The following is a 24,392-nucleotide window of genomic DNA, read 5'->3' on the forward strand; positions in this document are numbered from 1 at the left end:
ACCAGCCCCATAGATACCCGTTAACATTCACTGGCCTGTACCATTCCCTTGATCAATAAGGCAAAGGCAGTAACAGCTTCAGTTTCGTTCATTCGTCCGCGAGTAAGCGCTACGGACAGCGCTTCGCCCGCTCCGACCAGACCGATGCAACTTTGTTTTAACGACTGGGAAGACATATTTACATGTGGTCTCAGGACTGACACGAACATTGCGACACAGTTGTCCAGAAGTTCCTGGAAAACCGCCACCTTCTCTTCGCTACCTGCCAGGGCCGCACCTACCGCGTGAAACTCGTCCGTTTTATCTGCGGCGCAGTGGACATAGGCACTCGCCAGCATCTGTACAGTTTCCTGCAGGCTTCGCGTAGCGATGCTCATAGCCTCAGTAAACGTTCTGACCCGCTCTGTATCAATCCATCTGTAAAGCTCAATCAACAGCGCCGAACGAGTCGCGAAATGATCATAAACTACAGGTTTCGAAACGCCTGCACACACAGCCAGATGTCCCAGAGTGAGCCGATCAGCATTTTCCTCCCGAACGATCTTGAGCGCGGTGTCCAGAAGCTGTTGTCGTCGTTCTGCCCTGGATAACCTCCGCGCAGCTGAACCGATTACCAGAGAATTGTGTTCTTTCATTATATTTCCCTATCAAACCTACCAAACCTACCAAACCTACCAAACCTACCAAACCTACCAAACCTACCAAAGGTAGCTTATTGCCAAATGTGGTGCTATGCTTCCTACTAATGGTAGCTTACCACATCAACGAGGAATCATGATTATGTCATTCGATCCTGTCTTACTCATGGGCGGCTCAGGTGCTATTGGTCACCAGGCTGTTCGGGCGCTACGCACTACTTATCCTGATATCCCTGTACTTATAGGCGGTCGCGACCTTTTCAAAGCCCAGAAAGCAGCGGCAGAAATCGGAGGTGCAGAGGGTGTTGCAGTCGATACGAACTGCGCAGATCTCGGCCTCGGTGAGCGAAAAATCAGTGCTGTAGTCGTTCTGTATAAAGATCATACTCTCGCCGGACTCCGCTTTGCTCAATCACGTGGCGTACCACACCTGAGTATTTCCTCGGGCGTATTCGAAATAGCTCCGGAAATCGCAAGCTTCATGAATGCTCCGGGGGCGGCGGCAATAACACTTGGCTACGAGTGGCTGGTCGGAGCCACGACGGTTCCTGCACTTCATCTGAGCAAGTCATTCAGCCAGGTACACGAAATTCGTATTGGAGCCCTGGTCGATGAAGAAGATGTCGGCGGTCCTGCGGTCGCAGCGGATTTTGCACATCTCAACCACCTGATGCCAGCGGCTCTGACGCGCCGGGTCGGTGCCTATATGTGGCGCGAAGGCAATGATGCCAGAGCGACGTTCTCAGCGATCGACGGAACTGAAATCGCCGCTACAGGCTTTTCATCGATTGACGTGGTTGGCCTGGCATCGGCAACGGGTGCGGGCAACGTCCAGTTTGACCTGGGCATGGGTATCAGTTCGCGCCGACGTAAAGGCGAAACATTCTCCACTGAAATCATCATTGATATTTCGGGTCTGGACATTGCCGGGCAGGCTCTTCATACCCGACATGCGATAATGCATCCGGGCGGAGCAGCACCGCTGACAGGAATGGGGATTGCACTGCTTATTGAACGCATGGTCGGGCTGGATGGAAAGCCACCGGTTGCGCCGGGCCTGTATTTTCCTTATCAGATTCTGGATGCGGCGCACTATTTAGCGCGACTTAAGCAAGAGGGAGGCCAGCTCATGGAACTGCCATTGTCATCTGTTTCAGGAGCACAGCAATAACCAACAAGTGCATACCCTGAATCACTTAAAAGTGTAACTCTCAGGGTCTGAATGACTCTGAGTTTCTCATGTTCAATTATGGCTTCAGGTTTGAAGCTGTATTTCAATGCAACGGGCTGTCTGCGCACTTAATATGTGGCAAATCCATTTTATGTATTACCCCCTTCCGTGCTTTCCTGTCAGGGTCCTGACAGGCTCTGGTTCTGCATTATCAATTAACGCGTTATGTGAAGGTCATTACCCAGGTAATGATGCAGGCCACAATCGTTGTAAAAGTCAGGGCGATGATAAAGACAATATCTGTAATTTTTTCAAGCAGGTGATTACGGCGAATATTTTTGGTCCTGAGCTGCCAGTAGGAGAGTAAGGTTGCCACTAAATACATGATTACATTCACAGCAAGAAGATCGTCTCCAAGCGTATTTTCCCGCCGGAGAGTGGTTATGACCTGAAAAATGCCAATGACTGTGATGCATACGCCCACCATAACGGCGGAAGCCGTAAACACATGAACACAAATCTCATTATCAAGTTGGCTGCTCTGTTTACTCTCTGACATAAAAACCTCTTTTAAAGAATGATTCACCTTTTAATTTTAAGTTTCGATATCATTTGTTCACTAACCATTCCAGTGTAGCGTAGCTCACTTCCGGGAGCAGCCTGGGATTCCTGTGCGTGAGGTTCTGGCTATGGGCGTAGTCGTGGGCCTCACGCGGGATAACCGACTGACTTACAGACCCAAATCTGACAGGCCTGGATGATCATCCGGACGACGCCCCAGCGGCCAGAAGAATTTGCGCTCGCTTTCTTTGATTGGCATGTCATTGATACAGGCGAAGCGACGCTTCATCAGGCCATCGGCCTCAAACTCCCAGTTTTCATTGCCGTAAGAGCGGAACCAGTTACCTGAATCATCACGCCATTCATAGGCGTAACGGACGGCGATGCGGTTACCGCCGAATGCCCACAGCTCTTTAATAAGGCGGTACTCAAGCTCTTTTTTCCACTTACGGGCAAGGAAGCCTTCCGCCTCTTCACGGTTATTTGCGAACTCGGCACGGTTACGCCATTTAGTATCCAGTGAGTAAGCCAGCGATACTTTTGCAGCATCGCGACTGTTCCAGCCATCTTCAGCCAGTCGAACTTTTTCAATCGCCGATTCAAGAGTAAATGGAGGCAGTGGCGGACGTACTTGTGCATCAGACATGGTAAAACTCCTTTGAATTTTAGTTATGAGTAAAAAATATTTTCACTACTCTGGCCTCAGGAAGAGACCTGTTTCAGCAAAAGCTTCGCCACTTCCCTTGCGTTGTCGGCGGCGCTCCAGTCGCCCATCACATATGCCGTGGTGATAGCCCCCTCCATCAGAATCAGTAGCTGTCTGGCCAAAACTGCCGGGTGTTCAACGTTCAGTTGTTCGGCAAGTTCAAGGGCGTAATTCAGCAATTTCTGTTTATGCATCTTCGCTATCTGGCGAACGGGGTCGTCTGGATCACCAACTTCTCCGGCCGTGTTGATAAACGCACAACCACGGAATCCCGCGGACTCAAACCAGCTCTTCAGAACAGTGAACATATTCAGAATGCGATCCTGAGGCGTTTCGCCTTTATCAGATTCAGTTCTGAACCAGTGCATCCACCGTTCGTCACGCCCATTTAACGCGGCTGCTGCCACGTCCTCTTTGTTCGCGAAATGGCGATAAATACTTTTCCTTGCGACTCCTGAGGTCTTAACCAGAAGCTCCATGCCGGTGGCGTGAATGCCGTTCTGATAGATGAGCTGCTCAGCAGTTTGCAGGATTTTTTCTCGGGTATTGCCTGGCTTCTTATTCATAGCCTAAAAGGTAGAACGATCGTTCTACCTGGTCAATGGTTTTTTCTGAAATCTTTTTTGAGATTGTAGAAACTCACTTTCCGGTAGTTAGCTAACTCTTTATTTTTATAGAAATAATGCGATCGGAAGCGATCTTATTTCATGTTGAATGTGGGAAGGTCGGGAGTGGTGAAAATGAGTTTTTAGCAATGGGCTGACGATAAAGCCTGAGTTGAGCCATTACCCAGGATTGGGAAGTGGCAGGCCTGGAGTGGCACAAAATGAATGAGTTAAGCCCGTTTATGGCACGAATCGGCCAGGATCATTAAACCAGGGCGTCTGTGAGTGACAGGCAGACATAACGTTGGGTTTCTGCCCTGTACCATCGACATAGTAGTAAATATTAGTTTTTAAAAAGCAGCGTTATCATAAACGCTTCATACCCTTCATGCTGATCCTGAACAACGTTACTGACAGCTAATTTGTCATTCTCATGAAAGTTTTTATCTTTGATCAGTTGAGCTTTTGCGTCCCATGTGGCTGACATATCAGGGCGGAAACCTTGACCAATCCAGTGTCCTGCTTCCACGCGAGCAACGTAGTAACCATACTGTGCAGCTTTAATGCAAACTGCTTTCGCTGCCAATGGGGTCAACTTCATAGCTGAGTTACCATTCAGCTTGAAAAATTCTTCAGAACTGCCATATGCGATACTTCGATTGAAACCCGCTTCAGTCATCTTTTTCATCCGAACATTGGTCTGATTGATTGGCCCATTATTAATGGAAAAACAGTAATGTTGCTAATACCAGTTCCTGGTTCATTACTGCCAATGCTAAAGGTCATGATGAATTAATCAATAAAATCAATGGGTAAAGTAACACTTTGATTTTATAACATTGTATTTGAAGTCGCCAAAGGAGTGAAATGTAAGTATAATGATAATCTTTATTAACAAAGGGAGATTGTTATGTATCGGTATCTGATCGTTCTGGCTGTTCTTGTAATAAGTGCATGTTCCACTCATTCACCTGGTAAAGTTGAACAACCAAAGCCCCTTCGGCAAGATCGGCCCGTCTACCCATACTATGCGGTCAAGAACCGGATTGGGGGTATGGTTAAGTTTAACTTTGACGTTGATACAGAAGGCAGGGTAAGCCAGATGAGAATTATTGAGTCCACGCCAGACCACTTGTTCGATGATGCTGTAATAACAGCCGTATCAAAATGGCGTTTTGAAAAGGGCAAACCTGCCAGGAATCTGCCCATGACTGTAAAATTAAAAGTGCAAAATCAGATTTAATTTGAAGGCTGCATATTTGAAATTGATGACTGATATTCTGGAAGTTCTTATGACTGTATGTCGGTCTTCAAATCGTTAACTTATAATATCAGATACGTCCGCTTCTGGTGCAAAGCGGATAAACCCGCGGGTCAAGGTCCGATGTGAGCGAAAAGCGGACATTAGCTTTCCGGCGTGTACGTACACTCTTGGGCTGTTCAGTTGAAACAGTATTGTAGCGTCCGAATGTCCCCTGTCAGATTTACGGATTAAATGACTAACGTACATTCAGTGCAACTGTCATCGATTAACGTGGCACTGAAAATTTTTAAGATAAATCTCACTATGCGAACGCGGTATTCAGAGCCTCGAAAATTTAATCAGAAATAACCTGAGGACAACATGCCTGCACGGCGAAGAAAGCAACGTTCTCACCTTGCAGGCTGAGAGAAAAACCGGGCATTGCACGTTTTACCGGGCCAAAAACAAGCTGAGCGCCAGGCTGAAAACCACATAATCAGCAACAGGGGACATAATTCATATAAATAAATTACCGGGGAGTGAGATTTATGATTGCCAGTATTGTTCGCCTGGTTTTAACTAACATTCCTCTGGTAGCGTTTATTCTTGCGTTGCTGTTATCGGTAATTTACACCCGAAAAACTATCAGCCGCGCTGAGAATTTTCTTTCCTGGTTACTGCTGCTTTCTATAGGTTTTACTTCTCTGTGGGCTGGGCTTTATCACACGCTATGGCCGCAAACCGCAGCGGCATTCATAGGCTGGCAGAGCAGCCCGTTTCAGTTCGAAATGGGTATGTCGGATATTGCCCTGGGCATTGTGGCTATGGTCTCCTTCTGGCGCACCCTTGAATTTAAATCAGCAGTGGTGATGTTGGTTGCGATTGAGTTTGCCGGCCTCGCCTATGGGCATTTTCATCAAATTGCGCGTGCCGGGGATTATCAGGCCGGGAATGCAGGGGTCTTGCTGGGGTTAACAATAATCCAAATAGTATTGCTGCCGCTGCTTCTTATTCTGGCTTTTAAGGCCAGGCGCCCTACCCGGAAAGTAACCTGACGACCGATTTTGACTGGAGAACAAGATGACCCTATTGTCCGGTTTTTTATCAGGCACCCCGTTCTGGGTTTACCTGCTGTTTATTTACCTCATGCTGCGTGGTATCAAGGCAAGAAAGCCTGGTGAGGTCACGCTGGGAAAACTGGCCATAGTACCGCTGATTTTTACCATTATGGGACTTGTCGAGATGCAGCGTCTGTATGGTTTCAGGCTGGAATCGGTCTCTCTGTGGCTTGTGTCACTGATTGCAGGTATGGTCATCGGTGCGCGGTTCGTAAAACCGAAAGCCCTCACTGTCGATCGACGGCGCGGGATTATCGTCCGCCCCGCTGATTTCACCGTTCTGCCTGTAATGCTGGCGGCTTTTGTCAGCAAATATGCTTTTGGAGTATTGCAGGCTACCGACCCTGGGGTGGCTACACAGCCCTGGGTAATGGTTTCAGAAATTATCACTTATGGTCTGTTTGCTGGCATATTTGTCGGCAAATTCAGCCGGTACATTCAGGCTTACCGCGCGGCGCCTGAACATGAAGCTGGCTAAGCGAGCGGAGAAGTTCCTCAACTAACCCCAGGCAAGCGCGTTCCGGGCTTTCCGGCTGGGCTCGGATGGCAAACGGCAAGGCTACCCGCTGCAGTTGGTTTACAGTCCGCTTTGAGCGAGGAGCGGACATTGAGAGTAATAACCCGTAATACCTGCGTTTACGGTTCATCTTTTTTATTCTCTCACCAGCAGAACCTCGGGCTCAGACACTTTTTGTTTTACTGCCCTGAAACCAATGATCGCAAAACAAACCGTTCCCACGCAAAGGGTCGGGAGTACCCAGGCCAGCTTTTCATCAAACAGCGGAAGATTCTTCATAAAACCAGGCATCGCTGAAGCAGGTACAAAACTCTGAACGCAGCCGATTATCAGAGAGGTTAATACGCAGGGAAGGTAAACCATAACCGGTCGGGCATTTTTACCGGAAACGATAGCGGCCATAATCAGCACAATGAATGGCGGGTAGATTGAGGTAAGTGCTGGCAGGGAAATCTTTATAATTTCGGTCAGACCAAGATTCGATACCAGCATCGAAAACAGAGCAAAACCAATAACCAGTTTTTTATAGGAGAACTTCGTCAGTTGGGCGAAGTAGGCAGCACAGGTGCTGGTAAGACCGATAGCTGTCACCAGGCAGGCAAGCGTAATGATAAACGTGAGGAGTAACATGCCCCGGTACCCGAATGCATAATTTACATAGGCGATCAGGATGTCTGCGCCATTGGTGGCTCCCGGAGCGATTGGCAGACTGAATGCCCCCAGATAGAACAGGCTGATGTAGACATATGTCAGGCCAGCACCCGCGATAAGTCCGGCGATAATGACGCCTGACACGATTTTTCCCGGACGTATCTCCCCGTGCTGACGGATTGCTCCGACAATAATCATACTGAACATCACTGCAGCCAGCGCATCCATGGTGAGATATCCGTTTACCATCCCCAGTGAGAATGCACCCTGCTGATAATCCGTAAACGTGGATATTGCTTTGCCGGCAGGGTGAGTAAGCGCCCAGGCACCCAGCAGCCCCAGCGCGATAATCTTCATAGGGGAAAGAAACTTTCCGATAAGATGTAAAAGCCTGGCAGGGTTCAGTGAGCACAGGATGACCAGAAGGAAAAAGGTGCCGCTGAAAAGGCTCAGCGGCAGATGCCCGGAGAAAAGAGGATTTATCCCGGCCTCAAAGGAAACAGTCGCTGTACGGGGAGTTGCAAACAATGGCCCAAGAGCCAGATAGCAAACCACAGAAAGCATCAGTCCCAGTGTCTTACCGGCAGGCTTCATCAGCTCCCCGATATCTCCTCCACATCTTGCCATCGCGATCAGCGAGATGACAGGCAGGCCCACGCCCGTAGCCAGAAAACCACTGGCCGCACTCCATAAATTTCCGCCCGCCCGCAGCCCGATAAATGGCGGAAAGATGATATTTCCGGCACCCACAAACAGCGCAAACGTCATAAACCCTAAAATAACCAGTTCTTTATTAGTCATACCTGTCCCCCGCCTGATATCAGAAGTTCTGCTAACTGCCTACAGATTACATTCGATAAAATTAATTCAACACATTGTTGATATAAGTTCCGTAACTCTGGTAGCATATTCCACATGATGTTGAATTAAACAATACGGAAAAGTGATGACTGAACGAGCCGACGAAATGTCTTACGAGCAGGAAATGCTGCTAATGCTCTCGGCTGCCGTTCGTGCCATTGGCAGTGTGGCACCCGGTAATACCGAGATTGTTCTGCACGACCTGCGCAATCCTGAGTTTTCGATTGCCGAAATCGCGAATGCCTACGTGACCGGGCGTAAGAAAGGGGATTCAGTCCTTGCGGGGCTGAGAAAAGACAAGGCGTTTATCACTGCGCTTGAGGAAAGTCAGGAGCGCGTCACGCTTCTGCCGGATTACGAAACGTTCTCCCGTGATGGCACCCCGCTGCGAAGCAGTACAGCTATTTACCGGGGCCGTGATGCGCGGCCCTTTGCGGCTCTGTGCGTCAATGTGGACAACAACGGCATCGCGCAGGCACTTAACCTGCTGCAGACGCTGTCAGGCGTAACGCTGACGCCCGCTGCTCCGGCGGCTGAAGCCAGGAATACCGAGCAGCCTCATGACAGCATTGAAGATCTGATGAAGGAAATTATCAGCAATGCAACCGGCCTCAATCCCGGGAGCCGTCGCGCTGACGCAAAGAAAGCCAAAATGATGGCCGTACAGCAGATGCAGGAGCGCGGAATTTTTCTGATGAAGGGTGGCGTTGAAAAGGCAGCAGACGCTCTGGGCGTGACCCGATACACCATCTACAACTACCTTGATGAACTGAAAAGCGCAGCCAGCTGATGACTGCCGGGCGCGTGGAGACACTATGAAAAGATATACCAGCTCGATGCCGTACCCTTTTGCGCGCGCAGTTGAGGCTAACGGTTTCCTGTTCCTGTCCGGCCAGCTGGCTATGAATGCAAAGGGTGAACCCGTTCCCGGCACCGTTGAGGAGCAGACGCGCCTGATAATGAAAAACATCAGCGAGACGCTTGAAGTATGCGGCTCCTCGCTGGACCGACTGGTTAAAGTCACCGTCTGGATTTCAGATATGGCGCATTTCAGCGCATTCAATGAAATTTACCGCAGTTACTTCCCGGACGGATTTCCCGCGCGCTCTACCGTTGTCAGCCAGCTGGCGTACGGTCTTGACGTGGAACTGGAAGTTCAGGCTTTAGCCTGAATCAGGCCTTTTAACCGGAGTTGAGAAATGTCACTGAGTATTAAAACCCCCTGCTTGAATCACTGCCGCTGGGCGAGATGAACAGAACCCGCGTCTGGATGAAGATGGAAGCCGCGCAGCCATCAGGATCGTTCAAAATCCGGGGTATTGGCTTTGCCTGTCAGTATCACTACGGGAAGGGTGCGCGTCGTTTTATTTCTTCCTCAGGTGGAAACGCCGGACTGGCGGTCGCCTATGCCGGTCGCAAGCTCGGCGTGCCGGTTATCGTCGTCGTGCCTGAAACCACGTCTGAACGTGCGCGTCACCTGCTGCAGCTTGAAGGGGCAGAGGTCATTGTGCACGGCAAAATGTGGTCAGAAGCTAACGAACTTGCGATGTCACTGCTGACCGATCAGGATGCTTTTCTTCACCCGTTTGACGATCCGCTTCTCTGGCAGGGGCACGCCTCGATGATTGATGAGGTTGTTGAGGACGGTATCAGACCTGACGCCGTGATCCTGTCTGTGGGCGGTGGTGGACTGCTGGCCGGGGTTGATGAAGGACTGCGCCGAAACGGCCTGGATAATGTTCCGGTTTATGCCGTAGAGACGCAGGGCATGTCATCTTTCAACGCCGCTCTTGAAGCCGGTAAACCTGTTGAAGTCGCCTCTCTGACAGGCGTGGCGACCTCTCTTGGCGCACGTCAGGTGTGCCAGCGCGCTTTCGACCTTGCGAAGAAACGCACCATTGTGCCGGTTACCGTCTCCGATCGTGAAGCGGTAGATGCCTGCCTCACTTTCCTTGACGATCACCGTATGCTGGTTGAACCGGCGTGCGGCGCGTCCCTGGCACCGTTGTACGGCAAAAAGCTGGACCTCAGTAATTACAAAAATGTACTGGTCATCGTCTGTGGTGGTTCAACGGCAACGGTGAACTCGCTCAGCACTTTTAAAGCCTAAAACTGCAGCCCTCCCGCTCAGGGAGGTTATACCCGGGAAATCCACAGCAGGGCGCATTGCGCCCTTATCCTGACAGCCCATATCCGGTCTGTTGTGTTTTTCTGCGTTCGTACCTCACAAGGAATTCAGCATGGACCCCCGTTTGCGTAAGCGGTTGTTCTCACCCGCCCTTCTTTTAATCGTGCTGCCTCCTCTGTTCTGGGCAGGCAACTTTATTATAGGCAGAGCGGTGCACGGTACGGTTCCTCCTATGACGCTGTCGCTCTGGCGATGGGTACTGGCGATGTTTTTCATTCTGCCTTTTGCATGGAAATCTGTTCGCAGGGATTTTCCGCTGTATATGGCAAATCGCTGGCTTGTTGTCAGACTGTCGCTCACCGGCGTGGTGGCGTTTAATTCGCTTGTTTACATGGGGCTTCATGAGACAACGGCGGCTAATGCGCTGCTTCTGAACTCATTTATACCCGTGCTGATCGCCCTGTTTGGCGCGATGTTTTTTCGCGAACGCCTGGGTGGCTTACAGGCAGGCGGGCTGCTGATTTCCTGTGCGGGCGTTGTGATCATTATCTCTCACGGTGACTGGCATACGCTGGCGGCTCTTTCATTTTCTCACGGCGATTTGATCGTGTTCTGCGCAATGGTTTCCTTCGCGTTTTACACGCTCTGGCTGCGAAGCGTTCCCTCTCAGATTGACCGCCTTGGCCTGATGGCCGTACAGATAGCGGTGGCGTTCATCTTTCTGATCCCCCTCTGGCTGACAGAGTATGCCAGAGGGATCGTTGCGGTCTGGGATACGCCATCGCTGCTGGCTCTGCTCTATCTGGGCATCTTCCCGTCCGTTCTCGCCTACCTGCTGTTTAATCATGGCGTGGCGCGTTTTGGTGCGGCCCAGGCCGGTCTGAGCATCCACCTTATTCCGGTATTTGGGGCCATTCTTGCCGTGCTGTTCCTCCATGAGTCGCTGCATGCCTACCATGCGGCAGGCATGGCCGCCATTCTTACGGGGATCTGGCTTGCAATGAAGAAGCGCAGCGGCGCGGTAACAGAAAGCATTGCCGAATAACCACATTTAATTTTTCGAAACACAGGTAAACCAGGATAACCAGCATGACAGAAAGAACCTACTACAACAGTGACGCACTTGAAATGGAATCACAGGTGGACAGCTGTATTCCACATGAGGACGGTCGTTTCCGTATCATCCTTTCAGCAACCCTGTTTCATCCGCAGGGCGGCGGTCAGCCTTCCGATAAGGGCACCATCGGAAACGTGAATATGGTTCAGGCCGTACAGGAAGGTGACAACATCATTCACATTACTGATGCACCTGTCGCAGAAGGTCCCGTTCATATCTCTGTAGATGCGGACCTTCGCCGTATCCACACCCGCTATCATTCTGCAGGCCACATTATTGGCGTGGCGGGGGAGAAATATGGCTGGCACGGTAATAAAGGCAATCATCGCCCGGGAGAAGGGCGTGTGGTGTTTGATGCAATCCGGCTGACCAGCCCGGTCACTGCAGAAAACTTTGCTGCAGATGCGGCGGAGATGATGGCACGCAACCTGGAGCTGATTCTGAGCGAAGAGGAAGGCAGACGCATGGTAACCTGGGGCGATCTGACGCCTTACGCGTGTGGCGGGACGCACGTGAAGAAAACCACGGAAATCGGTGAGATACGTATCATTAAAGTAAAAGAGAAAAAAGGTCAGCTTTCCGTTCAGTACGAACTCGGGAACTAATCTGTACGGGGCCGCCTGACTTTACTCCGGGCGGTCCCGGTGAGTTGCGTCATCAACTGTGACCTGACTGAGGGAAAACGTGTGGGTTCAAGTGTAAAAAAAGGCAGCAGAATCGTAGTGGCCACGGTTGCCGTCGTCGCGGTTCTGTATCTTATTCTGATAGTAAAGTCATTCATCAGGTAAGCCTGTATTCAGTCATTTGATATTTGCAGTACTGAGTGCAGGCTGACTCTGCGGCCTGATTTCCGGGCAGTTTTATCCTGCCGGATCGATATGCAACGGCAGTGGCCTGTCCTGAACAACCGTCTTCATAACCAGCGTGGTATTTAACCGCTGCACGCCAGGCATTCCTGAAAGCTTTTCATCGTACAGGACCTGGAAAGACTTCAGGTCGCGTGAGACTACCTGCAGCATGTAGTCCGGGTCACCAAACAGCCGCTGCGCCGTAATTATCTGCGGCACATCCTTCACTGCTTCTTCAAATTCACTGACTGCCGGTCTGTTCGCCACGCTCAGCGTTACGAACACGATGGCTGAAAAGCTGTAGCCCATACTGGCGGGGTCCAGATTCGCCCGGTAACCCGTAATCACGCCGTTCTGCTCAAGTGTTTTTACCCTGCGATGACAGGGAGACAGGCTCAGGCCGACTTTGTCAGCTAGCTCCGTGACTGACAGACGTCCGTCCGCCTGAAGTTCAGCAAGAATTCTTCTGTCCATACGGTCCATATGGAAGATTCTCCCTAAAATAAGCTCATATTTAGGTATCTATGAAAGCACATTCTAACTGCATGAGCATATTCTTTTTACTCGATTTATCCGGTGAGTGCGGGCACCGGCCCGCATGCCGCAGAGGAAAAATAAAATATGCAACTGAACAAGCGTGAGTGCTTCACTTCCGCCCTGCCTGTCGCACTGGAGAAGCAAGGGGGGAAAGCATGCCACTGAGTCTTTTTGCCGCATTCTGGGCCGTGTCGGTTTTATTTGTTATCACACCGGGTGCTGACTGGGCCTATGCAATTTCAGCCGGTATCCGCGGAAAAGGCGTTATGCCTGCCGTTGCGGGGATGCTTTTCGGCCATCTGCTTGCCATTCTGATTGTTGCCGCAGGGATCGGGAGTGTCATCACCGCTCAGCCGCAGCTGATGCATATATTGACGCTTGCGGGTGCGCTGTATCTCGCCTGGCTGGGCACAGGCGTTATCCGGAGACCGTCGATACCGGCTGCCAGCGAAGAAAATGATATTACGAGCCGCGCAGGATGGGCGGTCAAAGGGCTGTGCATCAGCGGACTGAACCCAAAGGTATTTCTGCTGTTTCTGGCCCTGCTTCCGCAGTTTACTGATACGCATGCCAGCTGGCCTTTGCCAGTGCAGATGATGGCTATGGGGATGGTTCATCTTATCAGCTGCGGCGCTGTTTACCTGCTGGTTGGATATGGCGCGCGCATAGTGCTCAAAAGCCGTCCCCGTCTGGCAAGAGGGGTCAGCCGAGTGTCTGGCATTCTGATGATCATTATTGCTCTGATGCTGATATCCGAGCAGTTCTACAGGGCTGTTACCTGATAGCGAAAATATGGTGCTAATAGATTCAAAAGCACCATATCATCAAAAATCAGCTGAATTTAGCTTCAGTTATACGTCCACTTCTGGCACAAAGCGGACATTAGAATGCTTGTCATTCCCGAAACATGTGTTGTGTGATTGGTGATATAAATGAGATGGCGTAAAATCACTCACTCAACTTAATGATAATCATTAAAACAATTGCCTTTATGGCATCGCTCCACTGGATAGAAGTACCTTTTCATCAAAGATTTTCTGTGCACACATCCATCGTATGCGCCAGTTTGTAAGACTCGTGTGAAATGTTGGCAATTGCTTCTTATCAGTCCTCGAGCAGGACAGGTATTCTACCTCCAGGGCAGGCTCCAGGTATAAGAGCTAAAGCTCTCTCTGCAGGAAGGTAATCTGTTGTCTCGGGGTGAGCACTACCGGGTAAAATGTATGAGAACAAAATAAATAAAAGGGTTTTTCATATGAAACTGGCCGTAATTTCTGATATTCATGGCAATCTGCCGGCACTGAATGCTGTGCTGGCGGATATAAGGTCTCAGGGCGTCGATCAAATCCTGAATCTGGGTGATATCGTCTCGGGTGGGCTATTTCCGGCGGAAACCGCAGACAGGCTGATGCAGCTAAACATTCCAACCATTAAAGGCAATCATGAGAGGCAACTCCTTGAGACCTGCCCCTCCAGCATGAGTCTTTCCGACAGGCATGCCTTCGATAACCTTCGTGCTGAGCACTGGCAGTGGTTAAAAAACCTTCCAGCAGAATTAACACTGTACAGTGACGTACTTATGGTGCATGGCGTTCCGGGTGATGATCTCATTTATCTTCTTGAAGACGTTTCTCGTACAGGTGTCCAGCCGTCTTCTGAGGCGCGCGTTTTATCGCTTATTGCTAGCACCAACGCATCCCTGATCCTGTGTGGCCATACTCACATCCCCCGAAAATTACGCCTGAGCGATGGCCGGTTGATTGTTAACCCCGGCAGCGTTGGTCTTCAGGCATATGATGATGATCAGCCTTTCGTGCATAAAATGGAAAGCGGTTCTCCCCATGCACGCTACGCGATTCTGCAGCAGATCAATAAAGTTTGGACTGTTGAGCTCAAAGCGATTGAATATGACTGGGAGTTAGCAGCAGCGGCAGCGATTAGAAACAACAGGCCAGACTGGGTCAACGCCATCCAGACTGGCCGAATGTAAAGCCGGGACGATTTTAAAGGACATTTCAGGTATTGAGAGTGAACGTTACTTCTTTGCCTGATCTGAAAGGACTGACCTCAAAGCCTTCCTCACTTAGACCGGATTTTAATCGACTCAGTCACTTTAAAAGCAATCGCAATCCCAGCAGGGCCATTACTCCACCGCTTAATTTATCAATGAATTTGCGATAACGAATGTAAGCCTGACGCGGCCCACCTGTTGACAGTAAACATGCGACGAGCGCATACCAGACAACATCAATCGCGAACGCCATCAGGGGAAGAATAATGTACATGGCAGGCTGAATATTATTGGTGAGCGCTGCGGAAAAAATACTGGCAAATACAAGTGCGGTTTGGGGGTTACTGATTTGGGTTAAGACCCCTGTAACGAAACCTCTGGAGGCACTTAATTCCTCAGTAACACCCGATTGAGTAAAATCCTTCGAAGGACGACGAAACATTTTTAGCGCCAGCCACAAAAGGTAAAAGCCGCCGGCAATCTTCAGGCTTGTATAGAGCGATGGAACCAACGTCAGCAGTGCGTTAAGTCCGGCTAATGCGATGACTGCAAAGATTAGCGCGCCAAATCCCATACCTGCAGCCACCGATATTGCCGCACCTCTTGAACTGGACATAGCTGTACGGGCAACGAGAAGAAAACTGGCTCCCGGGCTCATTGCGCCAAAAAGGATGGCAAGGCTAATAGCGGAAAGTGCAACCAAATCAATTGTCATATCTATACTCCATCCATGCAAAATGTCATTCAGTCCTCTCGGTGCGTGTTCCGCACCACTGTGAAGCGTTTCCGTTTACAACATAACACGATGTCTGCGATATGCACTTACCGGTTCGAAAGGGGCATATGGTCCGCAGTAAGCAAAAAAACGGACATTGGCAGCCCGGTTACGATGACTGTCAGTCTGGGAATAAATGAATCTCCTTATTTTAAATATTTGAAAATTTCTGTGTTTTTGTGACTGCCTGTTCAATGCTTTTCCATAAATCATTCATTCTTGGGCATATTTCCGTGTTTTCAACAAGTTCAAACTCTGTCGCATCAGGAAGTGTATAAGGCGCATCAGGCGTTGCTCTGGGGCAGCACTCTTCTATCAGCACTGCGCCCATAACGTTTAGTGTTTCTGCGAGCTGGAAGTGTGCCATATGGGCCCGGACAGACAGATTGGGCAATGACAGCGGCTTATCCAGCAATTCCCCACTGCTGACAATCCAGTCGAGAGCATTTTTTATGACGCCGGTGACACCATGTGCATATTCCGGGCTGGCAAATATAACCAAGTCTGCCCTGGAAAGCGCATTTCTCCAGCGGTCAACTGCAGTGTTCTGTTCAGCTTCATCATCAACATTAAAAAGGGGGATTTTGTTCAGAGAATCATATATTTCAAATGTGATTCCTGCAGGACAAATCAAAGCCATAGCCCGTAAAAATAGGGTGTTCAACGAAGCGGAACGAAGACTACCGGATACGCCCAACACATGCTTTCCATTACTCATTGAAATACGTCCTAAATATTTATAGTGTCTTACCCTGCCAGTCTAATGACCAGATATTGTCATTATTTTTCAATGGCTAAGCCCTGAGTTCATCATAAGAAATCATGAAATGTTCAAGGAAAGGCTGACGGGAAGTCAGTCGCATATAGTATGCCCGCAAATTGGGAAGGGGATGGCGGTCAATATTGATATCGTAAAAACGGTATAATACGTGACCAAACTGAATGTCGGCCAGGGTGAGGGATTCCCCGACTAAAAAGCTGTGTTCTTCCAGGCACTCTTCTGCAATCTGAAGCTTTATTTCGAAGACTCCACAGCTGAGCTGATAGCCTCAGCATCCCGCTTATCCCAGGAGTGCGAACGACTCGCCAGAAGACTGGCGCAGTAAATGCCTGAGCGATATTAAGCTTCGACCACTCCGCCCATCGATCAACTTCGGTTTTAGCTAACAGCTCAGCAGGCCAGAAGCTTTCACTCCCATACCGATTGGCGAGATAACGTAATATTGCGCCTGTTTCCCAAAGTGGTGTATTAGAGCCATCCTGCAATACGGGTACGGTACAATTAGGGTCAATGTTGTAAAACTCGTCAGAGTCTGTTCCCCATACTTGTGGCCTACATTGTGACGTTTATAAGGTAGCCCTATTTCCCCAATACACCAAATCAGGGCTTGTACATTCGATGACATTTTCTTTCCCCACACAGTCAGCGCTTATTGCTCCGGTCTGTAACAACTTAGAAAAGATTAATAGTATTTTCCCAATTTAACGTTTGGGGCATCCATATGCACATCTCTTTCATTTGAACATAATCGGGCAATACCATCGGCAAGTATGCGATGTCCTTGCGAGCTGCCCATGACTGCTCAAAATTCTTATCCATAATCCTCAGTTACATTACAAGAGATAGATTCCTCGCGTCATCTGTTTCACTGCGTAACAATGTTATATATCTTTCAATGTCCGCTTCTGGCACAAAGCGGACATGCGCGCAAGGCAAGGTCCGCTGTGAGCGAAGAGCAGACATTTCAGGCAGGTGAGCTTTAACTTATCGTCTTTAAACGGCCTTTCTACATCTCCGTGACTCGCGTATCAGCAATGGTTTCTGCAAAGTCTTTTCCAAATAACCCGACTGGTGTCTGGAAACCGGGGGACGATTCTCCGGCTAAGATCCGGCGTGCCGCTTCAGCGGCAGCCATTGCAGTAAAACTGTAGCCATTTACTGTATCCAGCAGGAGGCGCAAGGTGTTGCCTTCAGCATTCATAATTTCCGCGACGGCCTGATAACGATTCCTTTCAAGCTCCTGAACGGTCGGGCCGTCCGGCAGGTTTGCCGGTTCTCCTTGCGGGAAACCTTCGCCCGTGATATGCACAAAGGTTTCGATATCAGCGATGCCTGTTGCTTTCCAGACAGTGATGAGATCAGGCAGTGTAACGGGAAAACAGGCTTGTGGCCCCTGGCCAAAATCGATCTCTTTTAACTCAGTGGACTCGCGTTGCATCAAATGGCCGTTCCGGCGAATCAGACACTCAGTTGAGAGATTCCCGGTTGCACTCACCACAGATCCGCGTGACATCGTTCCGGTGACATTCAATGCGAGTGAAAGGTGGAGAGGTGCATTGATCCTTGCTGCGGCATGAGCAGCCAGACATCCCAGCATCGCCACGCTCCCACCACAGCCGGGTAACAGCATCACGCCTGCTTCAATGGCCTGCTTGTCCAGTGTTTCTGCAAGCTGATAGCTGTCCAGTTCAGCCGCCACATCCATATAATGAATCTTTTGACGGATTGCGGCTTCCATCAACGGCCGTGCGGTATACCTGTACGGACCGGCACAGTTGATGACGACGTGAATATCGGCCAGCGCCTTATCAGTGAGGTCAGGATCATCCAGCCCGAATGCGCGGAAGGGGACATTCTTCTCTGATGTCATTGCTGCCAGTTTTTGCTGGTTACGTCCGGCAATGATTATCTGCAGTCCGGCGTCTAATGCGTGCTGGACGATCATGCTGCCGGTATAACCTGTTGCGCCATAAATCATCAGTTTTTTCATGTAATCATTTTTCCTGACTGAGGTGACAAAATATGAGGGTCTTGAAGGCTATAAGCATTTCTCATTAGCGGTTGCTGTCACTGCCCGTGCTGCCAGCTTTTATAGACAAACTCGAGGCTGTAACCATCAGGATCCCTGACCTGAGTTGCGTAATAACGTGGGTCATAGTGCAACTGCGCACCCGGCGGATGAATTTCTGTAGCGCCCGCCGCGATAGCCTCTTTATAAGCCTGATTCACCATGAGTTCGGAATCCGCCACGAACCCAATATGAACAGTATCCGGTGAGGGTGTACCCGATCTGAGCCAGAAAAAAATGCGTCCGTTGGCGCCGAATCCCTTTAAGTCAGGATGACCCGAGGGCCCTTCGCTGCCTTGATAGTCGTGGCGGTTGATGATGCCCAGAACAGGAAGCACTGTGTTGTAGAAGGTAATTGAACGATTAATGTCACTTACGGTAATAAAGATGTGGTCAAGCATGTAACACTCCGCGATCAGATGTTATAGCCGCCGGCCACTTCAATGCTTTGCGCATTGATCCAGCCGCTGTCAGAAGAAAGCAGGGATACGATCGCTCGCGCGACCTCTTCAGGTTCGCCAACCCGTCCCAGTGCGGTTTGTGAGGCGAGTAGGTTTTCAAACTCATCATTTAATCCGCCACCCAACTCAGTGCGAATTGCCCCCGGCGAAATGGCATTAACCCGAATGCCGCGCTCCCCAAATTCTTTCGCCATATAGCGGGTCAGCACTTCAAGGCCGCCTTTAAAAGTGGCGTAAGGTGCAACACCGGCAGTGGCTACGCGTGTGGTAGCACTGGTGATATTGACGATGGCGGAATCGTGACGCAGTAAAGGAAGTAATGTCTGCGTGAGGAAGAATGGTCCTTTAAGATGCACATTCATCAGATTGTCGAACTGCGCTTCAGTAACGTTCTCAATCGGAGCATACAGGCCATATCCGGCATTATTAACCAGACCGTCGAGACCCGCATCACCCCAGCGGTTTAGCATGGTCTGTTTTAGATCTGAACAGAAACCTGCAAAGCTGCCTGAATCGCCCACGTCCAACTTTAACGCGATGGCTTCTCCACCTTCTGCTTTGATTCGTTCAACAACCTTGTCAGCGGATTCCGGCTGGCTGTTCCAGGTCAAAATTACCCGGTAACCACGACGGGCACAGGCTAAGGCGGTACTGGCGCCAATCCCGCGACTGCCGCCGGTAATCAGAATATTTTTCATACAAACCTCTTCGATGTCAGGATGTCGAAGTACAGGTTACGCATATGTAGAGTGTCTGGCTGATGCAATCCTCTTTCAAAGCTGCCTAATCCTGCCTGTCTCTTGTTGTAACAGGGGGGACGTGTTATCAATCGGTCATGGAAACACAATTACAGCAATTACGTTTACTGGCTTCCGGCGCGGATAATCAGCGCACTGAGACCGGCATTCCACGGGTGGCAATGGTGCAGGGAGAGATCCCTGAACACCGATTGTCTGCCGTTTATGAACCGATGATTAATCTCATTCTGACGGGCTCTAAAAGCATGACGGTTGGGGACAGCACCCTCCGTTATGATCCCGCGACTTACTTTGTCATGTCAGTGGATTTACCGGCGGTAGGCCAGGTATTTGCCGATGAACACACCCATGCGCCCTATCTTGCCGTCAGCCTGACCCCTGAACCGGAGATACTCGCGACTTTGCTGACAGGTGTTCCTGATTCTGCTATCTCACATCACAGTCATACCGGATTTTCGGTCGCGCCAGTAACGCCAGAATTACTGGATGCATGGTTACGAATGCTCAGCCTGATGAATAAGCCGGACGAAATTACCGCTCTGGCCCCGGTTTATGAACGCGAGATTCTGTTCCGGGTTCTTCAGGGACCGCTGGGCTGGATGCTGCGTGATATCGCAACACCGGATACCTGTCTTGCCCGCATCCACAAAGCGATTAACTGGTTAAAGCAGAACTATATGCAGTCGGTTCGGGTTGAAGAACTGGCAGAAATGGCTGCGATGAGTGTTTCTGCATTTCACCGGCATTTCCGTTCGGTAACGGCGTTAAGCCCGGTGCAATATCAAAAAAGAATGCGCCTGATGCAGGCCCGGCTCAGACTTTCCTCCTCAGGTGAAAGTGTAACGACAATTGCTTTATCCGTGGGATATCAGAGCCATACCCAGTTCAGCCGGGAATATGCGCGCCAGTTTGGCCGCTCGCCCACAGCCGATATTCGCTATCTGTTTCGCGGCAGTAAACCGGAGTGAGGTTTTAAAAACCACTGAAGTTGTTATCTGGAAAAGTTTACTCCAGGTTACGGCTGTCATATTCAGCTTGAGCATCTGTAACAGCCGGGCTGTATTCAACAGTCCAGTTATATAAAGCCTGAAAAGGTATTTCAAGCGTTCGGCCCAGAGGAGTAATGCTGTATTCAACGCCGACCTGAGATGTCGGGATGACCCGACGACCGACAATGCCGTTGCGTTCAAGTCGACGCAAACATTGCGTTAACGATTTTTGCGTTATCCCGTCCATGTTTCTTTTTATCTCATTGAAGCGAAGGGGTTCTTTGCAAAGTAATGAGAGAATGAGAATGGACCATTTATCGGTAATTTGATCAAGCAAAAGACGGCTGGAAATCTGATCTTCACATAGCAAACCAGAGGGTACATTTGAGTCTGTTTGTTTACTTTTTAACGGTGACATGCAGTTTACCTCAGTATACCTGGTTGAAAATTAGTGCCTGATTGACACTAAGTATCCATTGTATACCATCATGACTCCATTAACTAAGGAGTTAACTATGCCATCGAAAATATTGACTGAGAATGAAAGTAAAGCTGCGATCACGGAATCCCTGTATCAATACGCTGCAGGAATTGATATGAAAAACCCGGTTCTGATTGCTTCGGTTTTTACACCGGATGCGATATCTGATTTCAGGCCAGCTGCCGCAAAAGCGGGTTTTGATTATCCCGTTTTGAAAGGAAGGGAGACAATTACTTCGGCCTTGATGAATTCTCTCGGCTCGCTTTTGACGACGCATTCGGTAAACAATTCCCGCGTCTTCATTGAAGGAGATAAAGCAAAAATTGACGCACTGGTCGAAGCACAGCATGTACCGAAATCAGATGCATCGCGTCATTACTTAATGAAAAATCGGTACGATGTTGAGCTGGAAAGACATAACGGACAATGGCTCATCAGCTGCATTACGGTTGATAATATCTGGCGGAGTGGAGACCCTGCGGTATTGGCAGGGATTTGAGCCAATAGAGCGGGATAGTATCGTTGGTTAGAAGAGGGGGATTTGAAGACTCGTTTTTACTCATCCCCTTTTGAAGGTTGATGGTGAGAAATTTTTCCTGCCATCAATATTCTATTCAGTTGAATGAGCTAACCTAACATATGCGATACAGAACATTCCACCCTGGACTAAACTCCCCCGTACCTTATAAGTGACTGCATTAGTTGTGAAGGTCAGGTCTGCTACAGTTCAGCAGACTGATTATATAATCTAATTCACTGAAGCCCGCCTCTGGCACAAAGCGGACATCGAAAGCAGCAGGGTTAATCAGAAATATCCCCGTTCATTCCGTTAATCTGTTCCGGGATTCAGTTGCAGTGTTGCATCCGGACCTTTTTCCAACGTCGGTCCTTGCTTCACGGAAACGCGCACGTTATCCCCCTTCCCTGCGACATATCTTGCCTGCACGCCATAACTGGCATCAATCCTGATGTTATGCAGCACCACATCTTGTATGGGGGACTCCGGCAGGCCGCTGAAAATCATGGCACAGGTCGCTTTGGTCGCCATCAGATCTGATATGATTATCCCTTTGATTTTTGGCGTTGATGCCGTCACCGGGGCCGTTTCTATCGGCTGAAGCGTGTGGCCTTGTGCTCCTGCCTGGCCGCTGTAGCTATTAGTCACGAGGATTGGCGTATTCACATTGGTCATGGTGAGATGACTGGCGATTAGAGGGCCTATGGTATTGCCTCTGTCTCTGGCTGATTTAATGCGCACGCCATTTTCCGTATTCAGAAATGTGACGCGACTGAGAGTCACTTTGCCGATACCGTTAGCGGTTTCACTGCCCACAGAGATACCGTGGCCATCACGCATAATGGAGTCGTGGATGGTGATATCCTTCGATGCTGCTGCCGTGCCGTTAACCAACCCGGACTTGATAGCAATATTGTCATCACCGGTATGAATATCCATGTTTGCAACCGTAATATTCCGGGAAGAGACAATGTCCATCCCGTCAGTATTCGGCGAGGTGACAGGATTGGTAATCTTTACGTGGTTCACATCAATATCGGTGCTATTGCGAATAACAATGTTCCACATTGGCGAATTAGTCAGGTGCAGTTGTTCAATCTTACCCTTAGTGACCTCATTAAATTCTACAAACCAGGGGCGGGGAACACCGTTCGCCAGGGGAATTCCAGGGAAACGGTCGGTGAAGGCTTTTTTATTTCCCCCTCTCACTTCGCCACGAATTTTCAATGCTTCAGGCCACCAGCTTTTCTCTCCATCGCCATCCAGTGTGCCTCCCCCCGTAATGGCCACATTGTTTACGTTACTGGCGAAGATAAAGGCTTCATTCACTTTGGCTGGATGCCCGATAAAGGCTGAGATGAATTTTCCTTCCTGGTTGCTGGCTTTCAGCGTTGCCCCTTTTTCAATCTGTAGCCTGATATTACTCTGTAATTGCAGCGGCCCGCTTAACCAGAGCCCCGGCGACAGTTGAACCGTCCCCCCTCCGCGCTGACTACATTGCTGGATAGCCTGTTGAATAGCATGTGTATTCAGGGTTTTTCCATCAGCTTTACCCCCAAAATTCTGGGGGAGACAGGCTGAAGAGGCGGCTTGCGCTATACAGGACGAAAAAGAAACGCAGCAGACCAGAGTCATCAGAGATTTATTCATGCATCCTCAACAGATTAGACAATTGTAGAGCCGTCAGTCAGGGCGACCAGTGCCAGCTTCATGCTCTGAGGCGGCCTTAATACGTCACCACCGTCACCCAATTCGCATCACCTCCGACAGGCGCTTCACTCACCTTCCTGAGCGCCCCGCTTTTAGCATTGATTTCATAGCTACCGGTCACTGCGCTCTTCTCACCGCTGGCAATCAGCCAGCGACCATCAGGCGAAATCGCTATGCCGCGCGGCTGTTTCTCAACTTGCCAGCTACCAATGAGCGTCAGTTTGCCGTCCGCCTTATTCACCTGATACCCGCTAACGGTGCTGCTGGTCCGTTCGCTGACATAGAGAAAACGTCCATCGGGAGTCAGGCCAATATCGGCTGCCCAGATACGCGGTGTGGGATCGCTGTAGTCAGCGGGACGCTCTTTCCCGTGTTCCAGCTTGTATTTTTCAGCAACGGCATTCGGTGTCTCCGCAACTTTTACCAGCTCGCCGCTGGCCTCACGACGGAACTGCGTGATGATGCCGCCCATCTCGCCAATATTATAAAGATAGCGATTATCCGGTGAGAGCACCGAATGGCGGGGTCCGTTTTCTGCAGCAGTGTTGACATAACCGTTACCCAGCGCCTTCAGTTCACCCCCGGCGCTCAGCTTCAGCTGAAGCACGCGGTCGGTACCCAGGTTGCCGACATAGGCCTCTTTCCCGCTGGCATCAACAATCACCGAATGCGCGGCGTGTCCGGTTTTGTAACTCCCGACTGGCGGTGCAATCACTTTGCCATCGCTGGCAAGTCGGTAGACGTGCACCACGTCGCCGTCATATGACGCGCCAAGCAGGAAGCGCCCCTGTTTGTCAGTGCTGATATAGGGATAACTGGCTGCTGCGGCAACGGCACTGGGCTGGCTGAGGTCGCCGGTTTTGCTGTCGATGCTCCAGCTCACCAGTTGCAACGGTTTACTGCGGATCGCCGCATACAGATATTTATGATCGGCGCTCAGCGCCATCGGCATCACTTTTCCGTTGGCTTTGGTGTGCCCCAGCAGTTGCAGCGCTCCGGTTTGCTCGTTCAGCGCGTAGCGTGCGATGGTGCCATCACTGGCTTCTGACACGTAGACAAAGGTTTGTGCCAGCAGTGGCGCGCTGGCGGCAATTGATGCCAGTAGCGTCGCCGCACGTAATATTTTCTTCATATTGCTTC

The 24,392-nt window shown here is 50.0% G+C and carries 28 protein-coding genes and 1 pseudogene; 13 read left to right on the plus strand and 16 right to left on the minus strand.

Going from position 1 to position 24,392, the window contains the following annotated elements; translation table 11 throughout:
- Positions 1-20 precede the first annotated feature (20 nt).
- Positions 21-635, minus strand: coding sequence for a TetR/AcrR family transcriptional regulator (locus VRC33_RS14095; RefSeq protein WP_338556845.1), 615 nt, complete (start codon positions 633-635; stop codon positions 21-23).
- Positions 636-780: 145 nt separating this feature from the next.
- On the opposite strand from VRC33_RS14095, the gene VRC33_RS14100 reads away from it, so the two are divergent.
- On the plus strand, positions 781-1,809 hold the full coding sequence (locus tag VRC33_RS14100) for an NAD(P)-dependent oxidoreductase (protein WP_338556847.1): 1,029 nt from the start codon (positions 781-783) through the stop codon (positions 1,807-1,809).
- Positions 1,810-2,032: 223 nt separating this feature from the next.
- Here VRC33_RS14100 and VRC33_RS14105 read toward each other — a convergent pair whose 3' ends face one another.
- The 4 genes from VRC33_RS14105 to VRC33_RS14120 form a co-directional block, all read right to left on the minus strand.
- Positions 2,033-2,368 carry a hypothetical protein gene (locus VRC33_RS14105; RefSeq protein ID WP_338556848.1) on the minus strand — a complete coding sequence of 112 codons (336 nt, stop codon included), beginning with the start codon at positions 2,366-2,368 and terminating at the stop codon, positions 2,033-2,035.
- Positions 2,369-2,539: 171 nt separating this feature from the next.
- Positions 2,540-3,016, minus strand: a complete 477-nt coding sequence (locus VRC33_RS14110; RefSeq protein WP_338556850.1) for a DUF1348 family protein — start codon at positions 3,014-3,016, stop codon at positions 2,540-2,542.
- A 56-nt stretch (positions 3,017-3,072) separates the two neighbouring features.
- Positions 3,073-3,642 (minus strand): TetR family transcriptional regulator, encoded by a 570-nt coding sequence (locus VRC33_RS14115; protein ID WP_338556852.1) that lies wholly within the window; start codon positions 3,640-3,642, stop codon positions 3,073-3,075.
- 382 nt (positions 3,643-4,024) lie between these two features.
- On the minus strand, positions 4,025-4,369 hold the full coding sequence (locus tag VRC33_RS14120) for a colicin transporter (protein WP_338556854.1): 345 nt from the start codon (positions 4,367-4,369) through the stop codon (positions 4,025-4,027).
- A 366-nt stretch (positions 4,370-4,735) separates the two neighbouring features.
- Here VRC33_RS14120 and VRC33_RS14125 point away from each other — a divergent pair, with 366 nt between their 5' ends.
- From VRC33_RS14125 to VRC33_RS14135, 3 genes are all read left to right on the plus strand, one after another.
- Positions 4,736-4,924, plus strand: a complete 189-nt coding sequence (locus VRC33_RS14125; RefSeq protein ID WP_338556856.1) for a TonB family protein — start codon at positions 4,736-4,738, stop codon at positions 4,922-4,924.
- A 548-nt stretch (positions 4,925-5,472) separates the two neighbouring features.
- The gene (locus VRC33_RS14130; RefSeq protein ID WP_338556858.1) at positions 5,473-5,979 is read left to right on the plus strand and encodes a DUF6790 family protein; all 507 of its coding nucleotides are present in this window, start codon (positions 5,473-5,475) and stop codon (positions 5,977-5,979) included.
- A gap of 25 nt (positions 5,980-6,004) precedes the next feature.
- On the plus strand, positions 6,005-6,520 hold the full coding sequence (locus VRC33_RS14135; RefSeq protein WP_338556859.1) for a hypothetical protein: 516 nt from the start codon (positions 6,005-6,007) through the stop codon (positions 6,518-6,520).
- A 174-nt stretch (positions 6,521-6,694) separates the two neighbouring features.
- Here VRC33_RS14135 and brnQ read toward each other — a convergent pair whose 3' ends face one another.
- On the minus strand, positions 6,695-8,011 hold the full coding sequence (gene brnQ, locus VRC33_RS14140) for a branched-chain amino acid transport system II carrier protein (protein WP_338556861.1): 1,317 nt from the start codon (positions 8,009-8,011) through the stop codon (positions 6,695-6,697).
- 145 nt (positions 8,012-8,156) lie between these two features.
- Between brnQ and VRC33_RS14145 the strand changes: the two genes are divergently transcribed.
- The 5 genes from VRC33_RS14145 (at position 8,157) to VRC33_RS14165 (ending at position 11,921) form a co-directional block, all read left to right on the plus strand.
- Complete coding sequence (locus VRC33_RS14145) at positions 8,157-8,861, plus strand: PAS domain-containing protein (RefSeq protein ID WP_338556863.1); 705 nt, start codon at positions 8,157-8,159, stop codon at positions 8,859-8,861.
- 25 nt (positions 8,862-8,886) lie between these two features.
- On the plus strand, positions 8,887-9,243 hold the full coding sequence (locus VRC33_RS14150) for a RidA family protein (RefSeq protein ID WP_338556864.1): 357 nt from the start codon (positions 8,887-8,889) through the stop codon (positions 9,241-9,243).
- A 77-nt stretch (positions 9,244-9,320) separates the two neighbouring features.
- The gene (locus VRC33_RS14155) at positions 9,321-10,181 is read left to right on the plus strand and encodes a pyridoxal-phosphate dependent enzyme (RefSeq protein ID WP_338576738.1); all 861 of its coding nucleotides are present in this window, start codon (positions 9,321-9,323) and stop codon (positions 10,179-10,181) included.
- 130 nt (positions 10,182-10,311) lie between these two features.
- Complete coding sequence (locus VRC33_RS14160) at positions 10,312-11,244, plus strand: DMT family transporter (RefSeq protein ID WP_338556867.1); 933 nt, start codon at positions 10,312-10,314, stop codon at positions 11,242-11,244.
- 44 nt (positions 11,245-11,288) lie between these two features.
- A complete protein-coding gene (locus VRC33_RS14165) occupies positions 11,289-11,921 on the plus strand; it encodes an alanyl-tRNA editing protein (protein WP_338556869.1) in 633 nt (210 codons plus the stop codon).
- Between the two features lie 255 nt (positions 11,922-12,176).
- On the opposite strand, the gene VRC33_RS14170 is transcribed toward VRC33_RS14165, so the two are convergent.
- Positions 12,177-12,647 carry an Lrp/AsnC family transcriptional regulator gene (locus tag VRC33_RS14170; RefSeq protein ID WP_338556870.1) on the minus strand — a complete coding sequence of 157 codons (471 nt, stop codon included), beginning with the start codon at positions 12,645-12,647 and terminating at the stop codon, positions 12,177-12,179.
- A 209-nt stretch (positions 12,648-12,856) separates the two neighbouring features.
- Here VRC33_RS14170 and VRC33_RS14175 point away from each other — a divergent pair, with 209 nt between their 5' ends.
- Together VRC33_RS14175 and VRC33_RS14180 are read left to right on the plus strand one after the other, a co-directional pair.
- Positions 12,857-13,483 (plus strand): LysE family translocator, encoded by a 627-nt coding sequence (locus tag VRC33_RS14175; protein ID WP_338556872.1) that lies wholly within the window; start codon positions 12,857-12,859, stop codon positions 13,481-13,483.
- A gap of 473 nt (positions 13,484-13,956) precedes the next feature.
- Positions 13,957-14,691, plus strand: coding sequence for a metallophosphoesterase family protein (locus tag VRC33_RS14180; RefSeq protein ID WP_338556874.1), 735 nt, complete (start codon positions 13,957-13,959; stop codon positions 14,689-14,691).
- Between the two features lie 118 nt (positions 14,692-14,809).
- Here the strand turns inward: VRC33_RS14180 and VRC33_RS14185 are convergent, their stop codons facing one another.
- The 6 genes and pseudogenes from VRC33_RS14185 to VRC33_RS14210 all read right to left on the minus strand — a co-directional run bounded on the left by VRC33_RS14185 (position 14,810) and on the right by VRC33_RS14210 (position 19,495).
- Entirely contained in the window at positions 14,810-15,427 is a 618-nt protein-coding gene (locus VRC33_RS14185; RefSeq protein WP_338556876.1) for a LysE family transporter, read from the minus strand.
- A 211-nt stretch (positions 15,428-15,638) separates the two neighbouring features.
- Positions 15,639-16,205, minus strand: coding sequence for an NADPH-dependent FMN reductase (locus VRC33_RS14190; RefSeq protein WP_338556878.1), 567 nt, complete (start codon positions 16,203-16,205; stop codon positions 15,639-15,641).
- A 76-nt stretch (positions 16,206-16,281) separates the two neighbouring features.
- Positions 16,282-16,893, minus strand: a pseudogene (locus VRC33_RS14195) (glutathione S-transferase family protein).
- Positions 16,894-17,274: 381 nt separating this feature from the next.
- Positions 17,275-18,258: a saccharopine dehydrogenase NADP-binding domain-containing protein gene (locus VRC33_RS14200; protein WP_338556880.1), complete on the minus strand. Its 984-nt coding sequence runs from the start codon at positions 18,256-18,258 to the stop codon at positions 17,275-17,277.
- 77 nt (positions 18,259-18,335) lie between these two features.
- The gene (locus VRC33_RS14205; protein ID WP_338564467.1) at positions 18,336-18,737 is read right to left on the minus strand and encodes a VOC family protein; all 402 of its coding nucleotides are present in this window, start codon (positions 18,735-18,737) and stop codon (positions 18,336-18,338) included.
- A gap of 14 nt (positions 18,738-18,751) precedes the next feature.
- A complete protein-coding gene (locus VRC33_RS14210; protein ID WP_338556882.1) occupies positions 18,752-19,495 on the minus strand; it encodes an SDR family oxidoreductase in 744 nt (247 codons plus the stop codon).
- Between the two features lie 137 nt (positions 19,496-19,632).
- Between VRC33_RS14210 and VRC33_RS14215 the strand changes: the two genes are divergently transcribed.
- On the plus strand, positions 19,633-20,523 hold the full coding sequence (locus VRC33_RS14215) for an AraC family transcriptional regulator (protein WP_338556884.1): 891 nt from the start codon (positions 19,633-19,635) through the stop codon (positions 20,521-20,523).
- 37 nt (positions 20,524-20,560) lie between these two features.
- Here VRC33_RS14215 and VRC33_RS14220 read toward each other — a convergent pair whose 3' ends face one another.
- On the minus strand, positions 20,561-20,962 hold the full coding sequence (locus VRC33_RS14220; protein ID WP_338556886.1) for a helix-turn-helix domain-containing protein: 402 nt from the start codon (positions 20,960-20,962) through the stop codon (positions 20,561-20,563).
- A 97-nt stretch (positions 20,963-21,059) separates the two neighbouring features.
- Between VRC33_RS14220 and VRC33_RS14225 the strand changes: the two genes are divergently transcribed.
- Positions 21,060-21,524, plus strand: a complete 465-nt coding sequence (locus VRC33_RS14225) for a nuclear transport factor 2 family protein (RefSeq protein WP_338556888.1) — start codon at positions 21,060-21,062, stop codon at positions 21,522-21,524.
- A gap of 330 nt (positions 21,525-21,854) precedes the next feature.
- On the opposite strand, the gene VRC33_RS14230 is transcribed toward VRC33_RS14225, so the two are convergent.
- Both VRC33_RS14230 and VRC33_RS14235 read right to left on the minus strand, forming a co-directional pair.
- Positions 21,855-23,192, minus strand: coding sequence for a glycosyl hydrolase family 28 protein (locus VRC33_RS14230; protein ID WP_338556890.1), 1,338 nt, complete (start codon positions 23,190-23,192; stop codon positions 21,855-21,857).
- Between the two features lie 76 nt (positions 23,193-23,268).
- Positions 23,269-24,384 (minus strand): beta-propeller fold lactonase family protein, encoded by a 1,116-nt coding sequence (locus VRC33_RS14235; protein ID WP_338556892.1) that lies wholly within the window; start codon positions 24,382-24,384, stop codon positions 23,269-23,271.
- Between the last annotated feature and the right edge of the window lie 8 nt (positions 24,385-24,392).

Origin of the sequence: Erwinia sp. E_sp_B01_1 (assembly GCF_036865545.1) — a bacterium.
In the GTDB taxonomy this organism is placed as follows: Bacteria; Pseudomonadota; Gammaproteobacteria; order Enterobacterales; family Enterobacteriaceae; genus Erwinia.

Bases quoted from the DNA above. Each gene is read 5' to 3' on its own strand.
- VRC33_RS14095 (WP_338556845.1), bottom strand. From the start codon at position 635: ATGAAAGAACACAATTCTCTGGTAATCGGTTCAGCTGCGCGGAGGTTA.
- VRC33_RS14215 (WP_338556884.1), top strand. From the start codon at position 19,633: ATGGAAACACAATTACAGCAATTACGTTTACTGGCTTCCGGCGCGGAT.
- VRC33_RS14150 (WP_338556864.1), top strand. From the start codon at position 8,887: ATGAAAAGATATACCAGCTCGATGCCGTACCCTTTTGCGCGCGCAGTT.
- VRC33_RS14170 (WP_338556870.1), bottom strand. From the start codon at position 12,647: ATGGACCGTATGGACAGAAGAATTCTTGCTGAACTTCAGGCGGACGGA.
- VRC33_RS14115 (WP_338556852.1), bottom strand. From the start codon at position 3,642: ATGAATAAGAAGCCAGGCAATACCCGAGAAAAAATCCTGCAAACTGCT.
- VRC33_RS14220 (WP_338556886.1), bottom strand. From the start codon at position 20,962: ATGTCACCGTTAAAAAGTAAACAAACAGACTCAAATGTACCCTCTGGT.
- VRC33_RS14175 (WP_338556872.1), top strand. From the start codon at position 12,857: ATGCCACTGAGTCTTTTTGCCGCATTCTGGGCCGTGTCGGTTTTATTT.
- VRC33_RS14225 (WP_338556888.1), top strand. From the start codon at position 21,060: ATGCCATCGAAAATATTGACTGAGAATGAAAGTAAAGCTGCGATCACG.
- VRC33_RS14235 (WP_338556892.1), bottom strand. From the start codon at position 24,384: ATGAAGAAAATATTACGTGCGGCGACGCTACTGGCATCAATTGCCGCC.
- VRC33_RS14230 (WP_338556890.1), bottom strand. From the start codon at position 23,192: ATGAATAAATCTCTGATGACTCTGGTCTGCTGCGTTTCTTTTTCGTCC.
- VRC33_RS14100 (WP_338556847.1), top strand. From the start codon at position 781: ATGTCATTCGATCCTGTCTTACTCATGGGCGGCTCAGGTGCTATTGGT.
- VRC33_RS14210 (WP_338556882.1), bottom strand. From the start codon at position 19,495: ATGAAAAATATTCTGATTACCGGCGGCAGTCGCGGGATTGGCGCCAGT.
- VRC33_RS14125 (WP_338556856.1), top strand. From the start codon at position 4,736: ATGGTTAAGTTTAACTTTGACGTTGATACAGAAGGCAGGGTAAGCCAG.
- VRC33_RS14160 (WP_338556867.1), top strand. From the start codon at position 10,312: ATGGACCCCCGTTTGCGTAAGCGGTTGTTCTCACCCGCCCTTCTTTTA.
- brnQ (WP_338556861.1), bottom strand. From the start codon at position 8,011: ATGACTAATAAAGAACTGGTTATTTTAGGGTTTATGACGTTTGCGCTG.
- VRC33_RS14110 (WP_338556850.1), bottom strand. From the start codon at position 3,016: ATGTCTGATGCACAAGTACGTCCGCCACTGCCTCCATTTACTCTTGAA.
- VRC33_RS14120 (WP_338556854.1), bottom strand. From the start codon at position 4,369: ATGAAAAAGATGACTGAAGCGGGTTTCAATCGAAGTATCGCATATGGC.
- VRC33_RS14155 (WP_338576738.1), top strand. From the start codon at position 9,321: ATGAACAGAACCCGCGTCTGGATGAAGATGGAAGCCGCGCAGCCATCA.
- VRC33_RS14180 (WP_338556874.1), top strand. From the start codon at position 13,957: ATGAAACTGGCCGTAATTTCTGATATTCATGGCAATCTGCCGGCACTG.
- VRC33_RS14200 (WP_338556880.1), bottom strand. From the start codon at position 18,258: ATGAAAAAACTGATGATTTATGGCGCAACAGGTTATACCGGCAGCATG.
- VRC33_RS14145 (WP_338556863.1), top strand. From the start codon at position 8,157: ATGACTGAACGAGCCGACGAAATGTCTTACGAGCAGGAAATGCTGCTA.
- VRC33_RS14165 (WP_338556869.1), top strand. From the start codon at position 11,289: ATGACAGAAAGAACCTACTACAACAGTGACGCACTTGAAATGGAATCA.
- VRC33_RS14190 (WP_338556878.1), bottom strand. From the start codon at position 16,205: ATGAGTAATGGAAAGCATGTGTTGGGCGTATCCGGTAGTCTTCGTTCC.
- VRC33_RS14185 (WP_338556876.1), bottom strand. From the start codon at position 15,427: ATGACAATTGATTTGGTTGCACTTTCCGCTATTAGCCTTGCCATCCTT.
- VRC33_RS14135 (WP_338556859.1), top strand. From the start codon at position 6,005: ATGACCCTATTGTCCGGTTTTTTATCAGGCACCCCGTTCTGGGTTTAC.
- VRC33_RS14105 (WP_338556848.1), bottom strand. From the start codon at position 2,368: ATGTCAGAGAGTAAACAGAGCAGCCAACTTGATAATGAGATTTGTGTT.
- VRC33_RS14205 (WP_338564467.1), bottom strand. From the start codon at position 18,737: ATGCTTGACCACATCTTTATTACCGTAAGTGACATTAATCGTTCAATT.
- VRC33_RS14130 (WP_338556858.1), top strand. From the start codon at position 5,473: ATGATTGCCAGTATTGTTCGCCTGGTTTTAACTAACATTCCTCTGGTA.